This window comes from Dulcicalothrix desertica PCC 7102 (assembly GCF_003991905.1).
Taxonomy (GTDB): Bacteria; Cyanobacteriota; Cyanobacteriia; order Cyanobacteriales; family Nostocaceae; genus Dulcicalothrix; species Dulcicalothrix desertica.
The window spans coordinates 306,491-322,950 of record NZ_RSCL01000012.1 but is presented as its reverse complement, the minus strand read 5'-3'; the positions used below and the strand labels follow the sequence as shown (position 1 = coordinate 322,950).

Here is a 16,460-nt window from a genome sequence, read left to right as displayed (position 1 = left end):
AATCATGTCAATAGATACAGAAGCAGTAAGAGTAAATAAGATTTTAGGCAAGCAAGCCTCTTTCGGACCAATAGCAGCAAATCACATTCTGCCTTGGTTTGCAATTATTACGATTACATACTTTATTTTTGATGGATTGTTAGGATGGGGAATTCCCAAGGTGGCAGTTATTAGTTTTTGGTTAATTCTGAGTTGGTGGTTTGTCACAGGTAAAGACCCTGATAAATACATCAACCGTTTCCGTAAACCAAAAGGACGTAATTGGATAACAGGTGGCGCCGTTTACGTATCTCCTCTACTTTCTGCTCATAGTCGGCAAACGCTACATAAAAATAAGCGTATATTATGAAGAGTAATATCCCACCAATTTCTGTCAAAGAGCAGCATCACTCGGTACAATATTTACCTTTTGAAAACGAGCTTGACCTTTGCTGTATGGTTCGTATTGAACGGGATAATCGTAGTATTGGAGCGTTTCTTCTTAATAAAGGCGATATTTCTGATGCAAACCAGTTTCAGTTAGTTTTTGGTTTTAAACTAAAAGGTATTCATGACCAGCTATACCAGGAGGAACTTTTAGCAGTATCTAATGGAATTTCTGAGGCAATGAAATTCGTCTTAGCAGGCGAAAAATGTACATTTTTTATGGGTCGTTATTCCCAAGATGAGAAAAGACAGCAGTATCTTAATCACCTTGCCTCTACTTGTTCTCTGAAGTTACCTGCAATCTTGATGCGGAATGAACAAGCGCGCGTGCAAGAATTAACTCGTCAGGGTACAAGGTCAGTTTGGCAACAAATTCTATTTTGTACTTGGACAGCAGATGTTGTTGGTGAGCGTAAAACAGACCCATTGTCTAAAGTAATACATAGCGTTGCTAAAAGCGGGCGCCTTTTATTAGATGGAGTAACAGGTAGAATATCGCAACGGCAAGAGCAAGTTTTAAGCCGCTTATTAATGAAAGCTTATACTGAAGGGTTTATTCAGTGGTCAATGTTATTTAATACCAAAGCTTCATTAGAAATTACCCCCATGAGTGACATAGAACTTTGGTCTTGGCTTTGGGGTAGGTTTAATAAATCTCCCTCACCAGCGATTCCACAACTGCTCAAACTAACAGAAGATAAAGATAAAGGTGTTAAATTAACCGAAATTCAAAACTCACCAAAACATGCCACAACTATCTTAATTACAGGAGAATATGGACGAAGCTCATGTCCCGAACATCGTCAATGCACAAACCGCGTATATATCAAAGATAAAGTATGTGGTGTTTTAACAATGGCAGATACGGTAGCAGCATGGGCTTCGGTCAGAGAACAAATATCATGGATGTGGAAAGTTTTGAGTGAGAACCATGTTCGCGACACCGAAGCGATTGTAGAAATATCCGCTGCTAACCGTTATTTAACAGAAGATAATTTACATCGCCAAGCCAAACAAACCAAAGTCGCGCGCGAACGTGCCTTACTCAAAGGTACTGGTAGAGATGTCGGCGCCGAAATTAAGCAAGAGGAAAGTTTTGACGCACAGAAAAAATTATATAAAGGCGCCGTTCCATTAAATTGTGCGGTTGTATTTCTCGTCACGCGCGAGAATGCAGAAAATTTAGATTTAGCATGTGATTTACTTTGTTCGAGTTTTGGCAATGCCAAAGTATTACGCGAACGACACATTGCTTCACAAATATGGCTTGAAACTTTACCTATAACTTGGCGCCGTATATTACATTCAAGTTCAATATTGAGCGAACGCCGATTAGTGTTAGAAAGCGAAACAGTTGCTGGCATCCTACCATTAACAGTACCCAGAGAACTCGACTCTATTGGTGTAGAATTTTTAACTAACCGGGGTGGGAAACCCGTCTGTGTTGATTTATTCTCCTACACTCAACATGCCTTAGTTACAGGTAAAACAGGTTCCGGAAAATCTGTATTGTTATGGCGATTCATGCTTGATGCATTGTCGCAAAATATTCCAGTAGTTGGTATAGATATTCCTGCGGCAGACGGCGAAAGCTCTTTTAAAACGGGAATTGAATTATTAGGTGAAGCAGGCGCCTATTTTGATTTATCGTCTGCTTCCAATAATCTAATGGAACCCCCAGATTTACGCCGTTTTGATGTTGATGAGCGCGCGTCACGTATGAAGTCCTGGCGCGAGTTTATACGCAATGCTCTAAGTGTAATTGTAATGGGGCGCCTGAATGCACCTCATCTAGCACAACGAGTAGATGCGATTTTAATGCAAGCGCTGGAGATGTTTCTAAGTGACTCAGATATTATTGAGCGTTACAACGAAGCTTTTACCAAAGGATGGAAATCAACCGAATGGCAAGATATTCCAACACTAAAAGACTTTGTGCGGTTTTGCTCAATAGCGCGTCTGAATATCCAAAAACCTGAAGCTATCGACCACCAAGCAATAAACCAAATCACCAGCCAAATAACAGCACTGTTAGTAAGTCCTTTAGGAACAGCAATAGGAAAACCAAGTAGCTTTTCCCCAGAACCAATGGTCAAATTCTATGCCCTAACAGGTTTGAGTAACGACCAAGATTCATACACAATGGCAGTTGCAGCAAAAGCAGCTTGTTTGCGTGTAGCAATGAGTTATCCCAAAAGCTTGTTTATTGGAGATGAGCTTTCGGTACTTTTCCGTAAAGATGGGTTTAGTGCAATGGTTGGCGAACTTTGTGCAACCGCGCGTAAAGATGGTGTAAGCATAATTTTATCAAGCCAAGACCCAGATACAATTTGCCAATCTGCCGCCGCTGCAATGATTATGCAGAATATTAGCTACCGAATAACAGGGTGCATTACATCAAATGCGGTTGCCTCATTCCAAAAATACCTAACCTACCCAAGTAACATCATATCTCAAAATGCATCTGAGTCATTTTTTCCCCACAGGACAGATTTATACTCATGCTGGCTAATAGAAAAAGGAGGACGTTTCTGGCAGTGTAGATTTTATCCTGGTGAAATGGCTTTAGCAGCAGTGGTGACAAATCAAGAAGAACGTCGCGCGCGTCGTACTTTGATGGCACGTTATCCAAATACTATTAAAGGGCAACTTCAAGGTTTGGCTGAGTTTACAAAAGTATATGTTGCGGCTCTTAAAGAAAATAGAGGGTTAAATGATGAACCACAAAGGACACAAAGGCACGAAGGAAGAGAAGAAGCATTTTACGAATGATTAGGATTGCGATAGCAGTCGTAAAATAATAGTATTTACTCTCTTACGTTTCCTGTTGCTCTTCCTTTGTGTCCTTTGTGCCTTTGTGGTTTAATAAATTAATTTTTGAGCAAAGGATTTAGGAATTTTATATTAATCAAGGAGTTGATAAATATGAACCTGAAAAGAAAACATCGTTCGTTACATAGATTTACCAAAAAAGTGAAAAGTATTTCTGTGGTTGGTATAACAGCAATAGGATTAAGTTTAACAGTAATAAACTCAGCATTTGGCGCCACTGTCGATACACCAGAGACTCGTTCAATTACTCAAACAGCTAATTCTATCAATAATACCTCAAACTCAATTCAAAATTTTGTTGATGATTTAGGCTCATTTGTAAGAGGTAACTTATTTGGAGGCATTACAAATTTTGTAAATAATGCTCTTGGTTCAGTTGAAGTGCCCGATTTGGGTGAAGTTGTTGGGAAAATCATGAAAGGTTCGCTACCTGAAGATGGGGAAACATCAAGCAAATTGGAAAATAATCTCAAAAACTCTTACGCAATTCGTCAAGATTTAGCGTCGCAAAGCGAACGAGTAGGAGCAATTGAAGTAGCGCAAAATAAAACTCTCTCTAAAAACGCTCAAAACAAATCTAAGAATACATTAGAACAAAGTGCAAACTCTCAACTCGAATCAAGCTCTCTAGCGGATGATTCACAAAATACTGATACTTCGCAGCAAATCCTTCAAAATATATCCCAACAACTAAAAAATAATGCCACAATTGCTGATTTACAGTTACAGGAAGCTTCGCAAGCTAGACAAGACCTAGCTCTAGATTTAACTCTCACTGCTCAAACCGCACAAGAACTAAATACTTTCAACACAGGAGAACGCCAAACCAGGATTGCAACAGGTAACAATGCAACATCTCAAGGCGCCTTATTAACGATGCCTGGAGGAAGTGTTTTTAGTCAAGATTTAACTAGCCAGTAATCGTAGATTATTTAAGCTTTATGTTCTCTCCCCTCTTGATTTCACAAGTAACACCACAAGACAATAACTCAGATTCAACTGTTGGTCTGACTTTAATCAATAGTAGTATTGAACTGAGTAAACAAACCGTTGAATCGTGGAATAAAGCCTGGGGAGATGTAGTTAACCCATCCGGCGCCTTATGGGCAGGTTTATGTAATCTAGGTACTACCCTTGCAGCATTAAGTATAATTTTCTTGGCTGTGAAAATGGCTTCTGATTACCAAGAGAAGCGCTTTTTATGGTCAGAGCTAGCTGCATCTGTTGTCTACCCTTTAGTTATCGCTTTATTTTTAGGTAGTAATGGCTACTTGCTTTCTCAAACAGTTCTTATTGTCAGAAACATTGGTCATCAGCAGGTTATTGCTGTTCTCAACATCCAACTAGCGGATACTACTTTTAAACAAGCAATATCTAACGTAACTCTAACCCAAAGCGTTAAAACTCAAGTATCTACAATTTATGCTGAATGCCAAGGTAAAACTGGTAAACCCCTTACAGACTGTCTCCAAGAAAAAAGACCAATAATAGAACAGATTCTTGCGGAGGCAGAAAAACAAAATAATGGGGCACTAGAAGAGGCACGTAAAGCTGTGGCACAGTTAACAGACTTTGTACAAAATCCCGGCGCCGTTTTCAGTGCATCGATTTCACTAATATTAATCACCTTTCTCTACGCCCTTCAATGGGCATTTGTAAACATTTTAGAAGCTGCACTAATTATGACTGCGACTTTTGCACCTATTGCTTTGGGGTTAAGTTTACTACCTCTAGGGTCAAAACCAATATGGGCTTGGGCTAGCGGGTTTATTTCATTGTTTGGAGTTCAACTTGGTTACAACATTGTTGTTGGGTTGGCTGCGACGGTAATAGTTGCTGCTGGTGCCCAAAGTGCATCCGATTTAGCTTTTTTAGCGTTTATCAGCATTTTTGCACCAGCTTTAGCGCTTTTAATTGCAGGAGGTGGAGGCGTTGCACTTTATACAGGTATTAATAGTCGAGTTCCAGCCCTTGTCAATGCAGCATTTGATGGTGTGGTAGCTGTTGCAACGGGTTTTGCAGGTAAAAGCTTGTGAGGTAATGTTTAATGTTGAAGTCTTTAAAACAAGTTAAAAGACCAAAAATATTGCTTGATTCTAAAGATATTCTGCCACTATGTTTTATTGGTTTGACTACCTTTAGTTTACTAAGCTTTTTATTCATATTGTTTTTGAGTTTTAAAGTTAATCAACTCTCAGAAAGAAAAACAACCTTTGTGCAGTTGGTCAATGGTCGTGCTTTGGTTATGTCCGAGCAAGATTATTTATACCGCTATCCAGAAGTTATCAAAAATACTGTTAGACAGTGGGCGGATTTAACTTTTAATTGGGATGGTGTAATCGGCGCCACTAAAGAACTAGATAAAGGACGGGATATTGGCAAGGGAAAGCGTGTAACAACAAACGCTTATTTTGGCTCTTTCTTGATACAGCTTTCTAAAGGTGGATTCCGACAAGCTGTATTACAACAACTAGCTGAAATTACCCCGCAACGAGTATTTAACGGTCAAGTTCGCTCAAAGATTATAGTTTCCTACCTTTCAAATCCTCGACAAACCAAACTAGGTGAGTGGGAAGTAGATATGGTTGCTACAAGAGTACTAGTAAATATGGGTGGTGGCGCCGATGAAGAAATAGCAATAAATCGCACGTTTACTTTGCAAGCTGTAGATATGCCCCAACCACCTGAAAATAATGCTTCTGCGTTAGAAAAACAATTATATGAAATTAGAAGTGCGGGTTTAGAAATAACAAAAATTTCTGAATTTACTCCAAATAAATAGAGAGAATTTTATGAATAATTTTAACAGTCCACAATTAGATGATGAAATTACACCTACTGAAGAGTTAGAAATATCAGGGTATCGACCCGAACAAGCGGCTTTAATTGACCAAGAATATTTGATTGGACGTGACTCAGAACAAGCCGAACCAATTGACAGCAGCGAAAATCCACTCGTTCGAGGCGCCATTGCATCTCTTTTAGTAGGTGGTGTGATGGGTTTTGGTTGGATGTGTTGGTCAATCTTCTTTGCCCCAAAACAAATCGCGAAAACTCCCACTACCCCAAAACCAACACAGCAAGTTCTTGCACAAAGCCAAAGTCAAGAAGAAGCGCGTCTCAAAGCTGAACTCGCATTGCGTAACCAAGAAAGTTCAAGAGAGAAACAACCACAGAAACCTATACCACCAAAACCATCGCCAACAGTTCAAAAGTCGGCGCCTATAGCACGAACTCGCATTGCCAGCTTACCACCGCCTAGAGTTATCCATTCTCAAGTTCCATCGCCACCAAGAATAATTAGAGTAACGGCGCCACGCCAGCAACTTAGAAATTTACCAGTTAGTAAGCCGACACAACCTGTTGACCCATTCAAGCAATGGAGCGAACTTGCAACATTAGGACAACAAACAGTTGCTTTTAATGATGACAACAAGCAAATCCAACAAACCGAGACTGCGCTTAACAAAGTTGAACAAACCAATACAGTAAACAGTACACCAATTAATTCATCTTCCCCTGTTTACAGAGAAGTAAGCTTTGAAAATAATAGCGTTACCTCAAAAAGTAACATTAATAAGCCTTCATCCATTCCCACCGTTGCCGTAAATAGTGGTGTAACCCAGACAGAAACAAATACTTCTCAAATTCAAACACCAGGGGAATGGGGAATAATTAATCGTCAAATTCCAAATACTCAATATTCAGACTTTATACAAACTGCTTCTACTACCCCAAGTAATTTACAGGTTCAGATAGGTACAACAGCACAAGCAAAAGTATTAGTACCAATGGTTTGGGCAAAAGAAGATCAAAACCAGGGACGCTTTGCTATTGAGTTAGAAGAAGATGTTTTATCAAATGACGGTCGTGTGGCTTTACCGAAAGGAACGATTTTGATTACAGAGGTTGATTCAGTGTCTGAAGCTAACAAATTAGTAAAACAAAGTGTTGTTGCAATTGTTTATACTGATAGCTTTGGTAAAGTTCAGCAGCAATCGATTCCTAAAGACGCAATTCTAATTCGAGGTTCAGATAATAAACCCCTGATAGCACAATCGCTTCAAGACAGAGGCGCCGCAATTGCACAACAAGATATTTTAATTGGTTTACTTGGTGCAGCAGGTCGTGCTGGTCAAGTTTTTAACCAAAATCAAACCCAATCCCAAATAGTAATTTCTAATGGTGGGTTTAATCAAACGATTGTAACTGGCGCCCGTCAACCAAATCTTCTAGCCGCAGCAGTCGAAGGATTTTTTCAACCAATGCAGCAGCGTTTAAGCAAACGTGCGGATAAAGCAGACAGTGAATTGCAAAACCGTCCTAACGTCGCAATCGTTCCAACAGGGACAAAAGTATCTATATTTTTCAACAGTTTCTTTGAAATTACTCGCTAAATACCTATATGAAAAAACTTATTATAAGTGTGATTAGTTTTAGCATTATGGCTTTTGTGCCGCCATCTTATGCACAAGAATCTGTAAAGCGCACTCCGGAAACTATAGACCCTGCAATAAATGTTCAAGTTTGGTCAGGTCGAGCAACAGCAATAGATTTCTCTGATGTCAACGAACAAATAACCCAAATTTTTCTTGCCGACCCCAGTCGTTTTACTTACGCAACTGACACTCCGTTATCCAATGGTCAAGCAACAACAGTGTTTCTTCGTCGAATCAAGCCACTGAACTTCCCAAATTTAACTACAGCAAACGTTACGAACTTATTTGTCAAAACTAAAACTAGTGCAGGAAACTCACGGCTTTATACGTTTAATATCCAACCAGGAGAAAATCAACCACAATATAGCAGCTTAAATATGGCGCCAATCAAGGCAAGCCAAATTAATAATCTTACTTTAGAACTTGGTGATGGGCGTAAAGCAACATTAGGAGATATTGAGCGCGGTTTAGTTGCGTCAATACGTCTGGGTTATGCTCCCCCATCTGACCCAGTAGTATCAAAGGTTAGAGAATTTTTAGCTCTTGCCAGAAATACCTCAAATAAGTCGTTAGTAGAAATTGCACAAAACTCTAATCTGTCACTGAGGGTATTAACAGAATTAGGAGTATTAGGCATCGAAGATATTAAGTAGGGTGTGTGGCGTCACGCACCCCCGAATAGCTGGGGTATTCTCTCTTCTTAGCTCTTTCTTCGTGTCCTTTGTGCCTTTGTGGTTCATTCCTCTCTCCGTGTACTCTGTGTCTCTGTGGTAAGAAAATGTGTATGACTCCTACTGCTTCATGTCATAAGTTTCGGAAGCAAAGATTTTTACCACAGAGAGAACTTGCGTGCGGGGGTTCCCCCCGTTGAGCAAAGTTCGGTAGACGCAGAGGGCACAGAGGGAAGAGTAAGAGAGTTTTAAAATCGACATCAACACCCCAAAATTACTAGTGGTGAGTAAGTTTTATCCTGCTGTAATTTACCCAGCCTCAATACTCAGTTTTCTTGCGAACAATCCCATACCTAGTCAAAAACATCATGTTATTAACCTTAAATCAAGCCAAATTTTTAACCTCTCAATACGTAATACATCTAAACCCATTCAATTTCTGTACTTTTTACTCGGTTTTCTTATCCCAGTATCTTTTGGCGCCTTATCTCCCTGGTGGTTAGTTGCACTTGTTTGGTCATCAATTGGTTTAGGTATTGTCTGCGCTTTGTCACCCTCGCTTACTCAAAAGTTAGGTAATCAAAATATGAATCCAGTACAAACGCCAGTAATAAAACCCAAAGCTATTTTACGTTTTCCTGAACATGAAGCTAAACTTAGTTCCTTACTCTTGAACAACGTTTTGCAGCCAACAAGTAAAAGTGATGCACCCGCAGGAGTTTCTGAAAAAGCTTTTTATCGGGTACTCAGGCGCCTCTTTCCTTCGGTAACTCAAGGGATGGCATTTGATAATCCTGAATTCCCTTACCCATATTCTGCTGATTTTATACTAGTACACGACAGTAATTTAAGTATTGATATTGAAATTGACGAGCCTTATGTGGGTGATACCAAAGCTTCCCACCATTGTATTGACCAAGGTAAAGATGATACGAGAAATAAATTTTTTACCAGTAACAACTGGGTAGTGATTCGCTTTAGTGAGAAGCAAGCAGTTAAATATCCATACAGTTGCTGCAAATTCATCGCTTCGGTTATAGCACGCGTTGCAGATGATTTGACTTACCTTAATCAACTAGCCAATATAGCTGACTTACCAAGCGAACCAATGTGGACTATCAAACAAGCTAAAAAATGGGCAAAGACTAATTACCGTAAAACTTATTTACCCACTTATCGGAAATAGTTATGCAGTTTAGAGATTTACCAATACTATTTGACCACGGACAAACTGTTGTTGCAGTTGAGGCGCCTGTCACCGAACGAATGAAGATACTAGAATTCGTATATCAAATTGCCACCAGTCGCGAACAAAATCTCTATTTTTGGAACCAAGGTTACACGCAGTTACAGCAAGTTAATCAATCAATACAGCTTGTCAGGCAAACAACTAAATGTACTTCGGGTTTAGCTTGGTTATTAGAAAACGCTGATGTAACAGGGATATTTATCTTTGAAGGCGAAATTTCTCCAGATGCTATTACAGGCGCCGTTCCCCAGTATACACAAGCGATACTTGGTAATTTATTTTACGAATTATCTACAAGTGCAAGACAACAGTTTGTTATTTGCTTAGAGACTTATGTCGAGCTACCTGCACATTTGGCGCCATTAATCCCAGTTCTAGCTTACGAGCTTACTAGTCCAGAACAATTACAGCAAATAGTAAAGAAACTTTTTGGAGGTCAATTTGATTTGCAAGATGAAAATCTTTATCGAAGCTGTCTAGGTTTGCCTTGCGGTGAACTAGAAATGGCTCTCTCCCGACTATCAAGAACCATTAATAGTAACAAGGAACTAGTTGATGCAGTCCTAACTTATAAAAAGAACAAGTTGAAGGGACTCTTAGTTGAATTTATTAGCTCACCGGATGTCCCAGAAGCTGGAGGTTTAGATTTATTAGAGGAAATACTAGAGCGCGCGGGAGCTTTACTCAAACCTGAAGCCAAAAACCATAATCTGAAATTCCCAAAAGGAATGATTTTATGGGGACCTCCTGGTACTGGTAAATCCTTAAGTGCAAAACTCGCAGCGAAAAAGATGGGTGTGCCACTGGTTGCTGCCGACTGGTCAGGACTGCGTGGCGCCACAGCTTTTGAGTCAAGAAAAAATTTACGCGAGTTTCTAAAATTCTGTGATGCGAACGGGGAACATGGTTTAGTTCTATATTTTGACGATTTTGATAAAGGTTTCGCTGGTTTTGACTCAGATAACGATGGTGGAATATCTCGTCAATTAGCAGGAAAGTTGCTGACTTGGATGCAAGAGAGAACCTCTCAAGTACTGGTAATGGCAACAGTCAATAGATTAGAATTTTTACCCCCTGAACTGGTGCGTCGTTTTGATGACATTATTTTTGTAGACCTGCCTCACGCTGGCGCCAGGTACGAAATATTCAAGTTGCACCTAGCAAAATACTTTCCAGGTTTAGATTTTAGCGATAAAGACTGGTGGCGCCTGCTAGGAGAAACTAGACTCTTAACTCCTGCTGAAATCGCTCTTATTGTCAGAAAAACCGCAGAAAATTCTTTTTACCGAAACAGTAAGCAATTTTTAGGCGAAAAACTTGCTAGTACATCCTTACAAGTAACAGTGGGAGATTTTATTGAACAACGACATAATTTTACCCCCAGCATGATTCGAGAGGAGGACAAAATTGTTGAGATTCGTAACAAGGCTTTTTATGCACGCCCTGCCGCATCGCCTGATAAAAGTAGATGGGCTAAGGCGCCAACCGTTTTGTTTGGTAGTTAAAAGTGATATTAGCTACATTTAAGCAACTTATAATGGTGCCGTATCAAGTGTGGAACGTTTACGTATCTTTCTCTGCGGGATATCTTCTGGTTTTCTCATTTCAAATAATTCACCTACTCCTTTGTCAAAGTAGTTACATAATGCTTCTACCGTAGCAATATCGACTCGACCAAAATTGTTTGTAAATAAACGGTTGATGGTCGTAATGTCGAGTCCTACTTCTTTAGCTAGCTGCCTTTGAGACAACTGCGGGTCTTTTTCTGCCATCAACACGCCTAAGCGACAATACAACTTTTTCATGGTTCCTATCGTACCCCCATATGTTCCAATCATACAACTTTTGCTATAACTCATACATTTTATGCATTAATGCAATATTGTTATGTTTGAATATATTTTTTATTCGCTGAAAATAATATAATAGAAATAGATAAAAATTGGTTGATACGCAAAAAAGAGGGGGCCCAGTTTGAACCCAGGCGCCCAGCGAATAAATAAGTTAATAGAAATTTTTCTTTGTAAGTAGGAGGTAGAATTGCGAGGTTTTTCAACCAAACACAAGTAAATTCAAGATTTTTGGGCAGCAGTAGGAGTAGAAATATCAAAATCCTCAATTAGAGCATTTTTGACATCAATACCAACAAAATCGATACCGACTGCATGACTAAGCCTTTTTAATGTATCAAGCGGAATGGACTTAGAATCTTCGACTTCAATTCGGTATAAATTAGGCACACTCATACCAGCCTGAGCTGCAACCCATGTTGGCTTCAGCCCTTTAGACTCCCTAGCCTGTCTGATTTTGGCACCCAAACCTTCAATGTTGACCGTAAGTGTTACTTGCATCAAATTTAACAACTAATAAAACTATGTATGAAATTTGTTTATCTCAATTCTACTTCTCCTAACCTTTCACTGTAAAGAAATACATATCTATTAATGTGTATTGCAGAATGCACGATATAATTATGTGAAGACAAAATAAAGACGACCGCCATTCCTGCAAGAATTCAGCAGTCGCTTTCGACAAATTTAATTCAACGTCAAACAAAAACCTCTGACAAAGGTTTATCCATGTTTGACGCTCGCAGTTGAAACGCGATTTCTATGTTCTCGTTTCAACTGCTTCCACCACAACAATACAAACTTGCTTTGGAGGCTATGAACATATAATGGCACAAAATCAAACCTTCGACGTAATTAACGACTCGCCAGCATTGGGAGAAGTTAATTTAGAGCAGTACATCAACAAACCATATGTACTATATGAGTATGCTGAAGCCTCAAGGAAATTGCAACGAGGCAGTATGAATATTATTGAGGTCTCTTTTTACCTGGAAGAGCAAGAGCGTATACTGAAGAGAAAGGAGTATAAAAAAGTAGTTGTATCTCTGGATTTGGAAGGAGAGGACAAGAAGTATGTAAAGGTTGGTAAGACATTCGTTGGCTTTGAACCATTAGATTTAGCTTTGGTTGAACCTGACACAATATTTTTGCTTGCTAAAAATAGCAAAAAGTACCAACCAGTGATTGAGCAGCTTAAAAACGAGACTAATATTACTCAAAAAAGAGTACGCGACTTAATCAAACTTAGTCGTAAACCTAAAAAAGAAGAAACCTCGGATGACAATAATTCGGATACCACTAAAGAAAAGGTTAGTGTTTGGCGCCGTAATATATCAGGCAAGAGGTATTGCCAAATTGGGTCTATCCATGAGGAAGATGAATTCACTGGTACTACTATACAAAGAATCGTCAAAGAAAAAGGTGTACTTCCCCAAACTGTTGTTAGACAAGCAATGTCGCTAGTTGAAGCTTACGAGTCAGGAGAGTTAGTGCGGATAAGAAATTCTCAAGAGTTAAACGATGGTTTAAGAAAAAGCCTTTTCGATTTTGAAAGAATTAATACGAATGGCAGCGTTGAGGCGCCTAACTCTACTTCTACTAACACAGACACTCAATCACAATCATCTAATAGCGAAGAATTACAGGAAGCAAAATTAGATTCGGAAGTTCATAATTCGGATGTTAGTGAGCCAATAGTAGTAAGCTGCGATGAAGCTGCAAAAAAAGTTGATAACAATATTAATGGCTTGGACATCAATGAGTCAGTAGTCGTGTTTAATAGTGGCGCCGATTCAGAAGCCAACAGTGAGATTAATAATATAGATGTTGTTGAGCCAGTAGCAGCATTTGATAATGGTGCCGAAGAAGCTCACAACGATGTTAATAGCTCGAACATTAGTGAGTCAGTAGTTGTGTTTGATACTGGTGCCGATTCAGAAGTCAATAGTGAGGTTAATAATGTAGATGTTATAGAGACAGTAAAAGCATTTGATAATGGCGCCAATTTAGAAGCTCACAACGATGTTAATAGTTCGGACATTAATGAGTCAGTAGTCGTATTTGATAGTGGTGCCGATTCAGAAGTCAGTAGTGATGCCGATTCAATACTAGAAGAAGCGGTAATAATTGCAGAATATTTATCCGGTCTTGAAACCTGGTCAGAAGAAGTAGTGGCTATAATGCAAAATTGCCCAAAAGATTTGAAATTACTGTCCTGGGAATTACTTGACTCGGAGCAAAAAGCGCGAATACATGAACTGAAGCACGAATTTGAGAGCAGTAATGAAAAGGTAGAAGTTGAATCAGAAATATCAGACACAACTTTAAGTTCAGACTCTCTTAGTAATTTGAAAGTCGGAGATACAGTAATCTGGGATAATTGTCACCCACACTTACAAAGTTGGCAACCCTTTGTGATTTCTAAGATAGAAGGTTCGGAGGCAAAGCTTGAATACTATGCTAATTATGTACCTGTGGAGGAATTATCGCTTGCTGAATAAATAATCTATACCAAAAACATGTTTGCTTACGTCTCGAGTCGAGTACGGATATTATAGAAATCATCGATAATTTTTCATAAATCTATAATTAAGTGATTTATGAAAATATTTCGATTTGGAGCCTTACTTACATTCTCTGTCTGTTTGATAATCATATTTTGGCTTAAACCTTGGCACTTTGTTATGTCCAATGCTCAAGTTGACTCGACGCAGAAGCGGGATTTGCCGACTCGTACTCTCACTACTTCTGGAAATACTAATGTCCTATTGCCAGACTGGAGTCAAATATCGTTTAGCAGGATGCCTGCTATCACAGAAAGCGGTTCGATTAATGTTAATGGAATAGATAGGAAGTGGCGCCAAGGAGATACACCGGATAAATATTTAACATTGGGTGATATTGATGAAGCGCTACGACCGGATTTGTTAAGTTTGAATACGATTGCTCAAACTCTTAATTATCCTGATTTAGATACGTTTAGTTTGGATAGCTTCCCAAAGACGGGACAACAAACTCTTCAAGAGTTAGTAGATGCTGTACCGTCCTTGGAATCCAAGAGTGCAGCACAAGTTCCACCAATTGCGAAACTGTTACAAACTAAGTCTCCTCAAACAAATCTAAACAGTCCACTAAGAGAAATTCTGGCGCCTGATTCGGCATTGGAAAAGTTAAAGCTTAACCAAATTGACTTATCACCCTACACCGTTGCTGATATACCAGGCATTGAGACAGTACAATTATCTAACTTTACTGGTTGGCAAAATAGTTTAATTAAAGATGTACCTCTACTCAATTCTTTATCTTTAGCTTCATTTCCTATAAAGCTCACTGAGTCTGGTAATACCGTAGCGAGGATAGACTTGATCTGGGGTCAAGCAGAAAAACGGCGCCAAAGAACAGTATCAGGTTCAGATGTGGCTGGTTTTGCTGTTCCTTGTTCTGGGCAAAGTTGTCCTTATATTGAACTCGACGATTTGGAGAATTCAGGGCGTAATATTAGGGGAGAATTTGAAGGACGCTCATGGATTAGTGGTAAGTATCAAAAAGTTGATGGCGGTTGGGGCTGTTTGAAATCTGTAAATGGTGGTAAAGAACCTACGGGAAGGTTGCCTTTTGGTAGTGCTTTCAAGGTAGTAGTAATGGAACCGGATGAGAAAACCGATACCGTTGATACTGCTTTGTTCTTCCGGTTTAAAAATATTTGTGGCGCCACTCCTTATTTTATTGGACCTGTTCCATTTATGACATATAGAGTCAATGCACCAATCTTTATCGGCGCCTCAGATAGTATTGCTCCAACTAGTATTCAAACACAAAACAGTAACATCAAGACCAGAACAGGCGCCACTAACTCACCAAACTCCGAAGTTGTACAAAGTCCCGCTCAAAAAAATTGTCAACCAACAGAAACTATTCAAGGAGTTAATGTAGCAGCGCTGAGTAAATCAATAAATGATGTTGAAAGTAGGAATGGTGATTATAACGCAGTTGGAACTTACACTTGTGTTGATGGCGAGGCTGATTGTGGTATTGCTTTGGGTAAGTATCAAGCCAAAAGTTACGACCCTGATGTACAGCAGCAAGTAACTCAAGTTGAAGGAGGTAAAGAGTTTTTAGCCAAACTATCTGGGGGTTATAAACCGGATTCATCTGAGTTGTTTCAATTCTTCCCCCCTGCTGCTCAAGATGCGGTATTTGAGACTCGCATAAGAGATAAAGTTAATAGTACATCCAAAGAAATTGACCCAACAACCAAAAATAGCTTTTCTTCTGAACGCTTAGTTGAACGAGTGGCTCAAAAGTATTTTGGTGGAGATTCATCGCAAGTTGATAGCAATGCTAAGGATATTTTTGGTAGGGTATCTGTGAAAAATTATGCCAGCGATGTATTACAACGCTACAAAGATATTGCATCTGGATGCTAATCATGAAACTAAATTCTGTTGTTTCTATAAAAGTAGTGCGTTTAGTGCGCTACTTTTACCTAGCTTTAGGATTTTCTTTACTAATAGCAAGCTTATTCCTTAGTGGTTGCAGTAATGATAATACTTCAGGAACTTCTTTAAATTGGCAAAATACTAATGCAGTTCCCAAATCACTGCTTTTATCAGCTACTACTCAAAATACAATCCTACCATCTACTCAAATCAATGCAATCAAAGTTGCTGTTATTCCAACAAGAGAAAAGAATAACTTGTATATATTTAACTTCAATTCTCCCAATTTGTGCGGAGAACTTGGCTGCTTATATGCTGGATATTTGAGTGATGGTCAAGGTTCAAAGCAGGTGCTTAACTTATACTTACAACCGAACGTCTTACCAGGTAAGCATTTAATCACATTAGTAAATGATGATTCAAAAAACTCTTCTGGTTTACCTTGTTTAGATGTTCAACAAGTTATCAACAACACAACTGTACAAAAGTTAATCTATTGCTTTAATGGTAACGATTACCAGCCTGTTGAAAATACGCTAATAAAAGTATAAGCG

Annotated in this window: 14 protein-coding genes; 12 read left to right on the top strand and 2 right to left on the bottom strand. The window is 39.1% G+C overall.

Annotated features, from left to right (window positions below):
- Positions 1 to 4: 4 nt before the first annotated feature.
- The 9 genes from DSM106972_RS25420 to DSM106972_RS25380 all read left to right on the top strand — a co-directional run bounded on the left by DSM106972_RS25420 (position 5) and on the right by DSM106972_RS25380 (position 11,122).
- Entirely contained in the window at positions 5 to 349 is a 345-nt protein-coding gene (locus DSM106972_RS25420) for a hypothetical protein (RefSeq protein ID WP_127083310.1), read from the top strand.
- Positions 346 to 3,198 (top strand): putative type IV secretion/conjugal transfer ATPase, encoded by a 2,853-nt coding sequence (locus DSM106972_RS25415; protein ID WP_127083309.1) that lies wholly within the window; start codon positions 346 to 348, stop codon positions 3,196 to 3,198. The genes DSM106972_RS25420 and DSM106972_RS25415 overlap by 4 nt, the downstream gene beginning before the upstream one ends.
- Before the next feature lie 153 nt (positions 3,199 to 3,351).
- Positions 3,352 to 4,179: a hypothetical protein gene (locus DSM106972_RS25410; RefSeq protein WP_127083308.1), complete on the top strand. Its 828-nt coding sequence runs from the start codon at positions 3,352 to 3,354 to the stop codon at positions 4,177 to 4,179.
- A gap of 20 nt (positions 4,180 to 4,199) precedes the next feature.
- The gene (locus tag DSM106972_RS25405) at positions 4,200 to 5,294 is read left to right on the top strand and encodes a hypothetical protein (protein ID WP_127083307.1); all 1,095 of its coding nucleotides are present in this window, start codon (positions 4,200 to 4,202) and stop codon (positions 5,292 to 5,294) included.
- Positions 5,295 to 5,305: 11 nt separating this feature from the next.
- Entirely contained in the window at positions 5,306 to 6,040 is a 735-nt protein-coding gene (locus DSM106972_RS25400; RefSeq protein ID WP_127083306.1) for a hypothetical protein, read from the top strand.
- 10 nt (positions 6,041 to 6,050) lie between these two features.
- On the top strand, positions 6,051 to 7,655 hold the full coding sequence (locus tag DSM106972_RS25395) for a TrbI/VirB10 family protein (protein ID WP_127083305.1): 1,605 nt from the start codon (positions 6,051 to 6,053) through the stop codon (positions 7,653 to 7,655).
- 8 nt (positions 7,656 to 7,663) lie between these two features.
- On the top strand, positions 7,664 to 8,350 hold the full coding sequence (locus tag DSM106972_RS25390) for a hypothetical protein (protein WP_127083304.1): 687 nt from the start codon (positions 7,664 to 7,666) through the stop codon (positions 8,348 to 8,350).
- A 301-nt stretch (positions 8,351 to 8,651) separates the two neighbouring features.
- Positions 8,652 to 9,554, top strand: a complete 903-nt coding sequence (locus tag DSM106972_RS25385; protein WP_127083303.1) for a putative endonuclease domain-containing protein — start codon at positions 8,652 to 8,654, stop codon at positions 9,552 to 9,554.
- A 2-nt stretch (positions 9,555 to 9,556) separates the two neighbouring features.
- Positions 9,557 to 11,122, top strand: a complete 1,566-nt coding sequence (locus DSM106972_RS25380) for an ATP-binding protein (RefSeq protein ID WP_127083302.1) — start codon at positions 9,557 to 9,559, stop codon at positions 11,120 to 11,122.
- A 27-nt stretch (positions 11,123 to 11,149) separates the two neighbouring features.
- Here the strand turns inward: DSM106972_RS25380 and DSM106972_RS25375 are convergent, their stop codons facing one another.
- Both DSM106972_RS25375 and DSM106972_RS25370 read right to left on the bottom strand, forming a co-directional pair.
- Positions 11,150 to 11,422 carry a helix-turn-helix domain-containing protein gene (locus DSM106972_RS25375; protein WP_233787455.1) on the bottom strand — a complete coding sequence of 91 codons (273 nt, stop codon included), beginning with the start codon at positions 11,420 to 11,422 and terminating at the stop codon, positions 11,150 to 11,152.
- Between the two features lie 267 nt (positions 11,423 to 11,689).
- Positions 11,690 to 11,968, bottom strand: coding sequence for a helix-turn-helix domain-containing protein (locus DSM106972_RS25370; protein ID WP_096684269.1), 279 nt, complete (start codon positions 11,966 to 11,968; stop codon positions 11,690 to 11,692).
- Between the two features lie 326 nt (positions 11,969 to 12,294).
- Between DSM106972_RS25370 and DSM106972_RS25365 the strand changes: the two genes are divergently transcribed.
- From DSM106972_RS25365 to DSM106972_RS25355, 3 genes are all read left to right on the top strand, one after another.
- Positions 12,295 to 13,968, top strand: coding sequence for an Alr2735 family protein (locus DSM106972_RS25365; protein ID WP_127083301.1), 1,674 nt, complete (start codon positions 12,295 to 12,297; stop codon positions 13,966 to 13,968).
- A gap of 183 nt (positions 13,969 to 14,151) precedes the next feature.
- Positions 14,152 to 15,894, top strand: coding sequence for a M23 family peptidase (locus tag DSM106972_RS25360; protein ID WP_233787457.1), 1,743 nt, complete (start codon positions 14,152 to 14,154; stop codon positions 15,892 to 15,894).
- Positions 15,895 to 15,896: 2 nt separating this feature from the next.
- Positions 15,897 to 16,457: a hypothetical protein gene (locus DSM106972_RS25355; RefSeq protein ID WP_127083299.1), complete on the top strand. Its 561-nt coding sequence runs from the start codon at positions 15,897 to 15,899 to the stop codon at positions 16,455 to 16,457.
- The last annotated feature ends 3 nt before the right edge of the window (positions 16,458 to 16,460 follow it).

Bases quoted from the DNA above. Each gene is read 5' to 3' on its own strand.
- DSM106972_RS25400 (WP_127083306.1), top strand. From the start codon at position 5,306: ATGTTGAAGTCTTTAAAACAAGTTAAAAGACCAAAAATATTGCTTGAT.
- DSM106972_RS25395 (WP_127083305.1), top strand. From the start codon at position 6,051: ATGAATAATTTTAACAGTCCACAATTAGATGATGAAATTACACCTACT.
- DSM106972_RS25415 (WP_127083309.1), top strand. From the start codon at position 346: ATGAAGAGTAATATCCCACCAATTTCTGTCAAAGAGCAGCATCACTCG.
- DSM106972_RS25380 (WP_127083302.1), top strand. From the start codon at position 9,557: ATGCAGTTTAGAGATTTACCAATACTATTTGACCACGGACAAACTGTT.
- DSM106972_RS25410 (WP_127083308.1), top strand. From the start codon at position 3,352: ATGAACCTGAAAAGAAAACATCGTTCGTTACATAGATTTACCAAAAAA.
- DSM106972_RS25375 (WP_233787455.1), bottom strand. From the start codon at position 11,422: ATGAAAAAGTTGTATTGTCGCTTAGGCGTGTTGATGGCAGAAAAAGAC.
- DSM106972_RS25405 (WP_127083307.1), top strand. From the start codon at position 4,200: ATGTTCTCTCCCCTCTTGATTTCACAAGTAACACCACAAGACAATAAC.
- DSM106972_RS25370 (WP_096684269.1), bottom strand. From the start codon at position 11,968: ATGCAAGTAACACTTACGGTCAACATTGAAGGTTTGGGTGCCAAAATC.
- DSM106972_RS25390 (WP_127083304.1), top strand. From the start codon at position 7,664: ATGAAAAAACTTATTATAAGTGTGATTAGTTTTAGCATTATGGCTTTT.
- DSM106972_RS25355 (WP_127083299.1), top strand. From the start codon at position 15,897: ATGAAACTAAATTCTGTTGTTTCTATAAAAGTAGTGCGTTTAGTGCGC.
- DSM106972_RS25360 (WP_233787457.1), top strand. From the start codon at position 14,152: ATGTCCAATGCTCAAGTTGACTCGACGCAGAAGCGGGATTTGCCGACT.
- DSM106972_RS25420 (WP_127083310.1), top strand. From the start codon at position 5: ATGTCAATAGATACAGAAGCAGTAAGAGTAAATAAGATTTTAGGCAAG.
- DSM106972_RS25365 (WP_127083301.1), top strand. From the start codon at position 12,295: ATGGCACAAAATCAAACCTTCGACGTAATTAACGACTCGCCAGCATTG.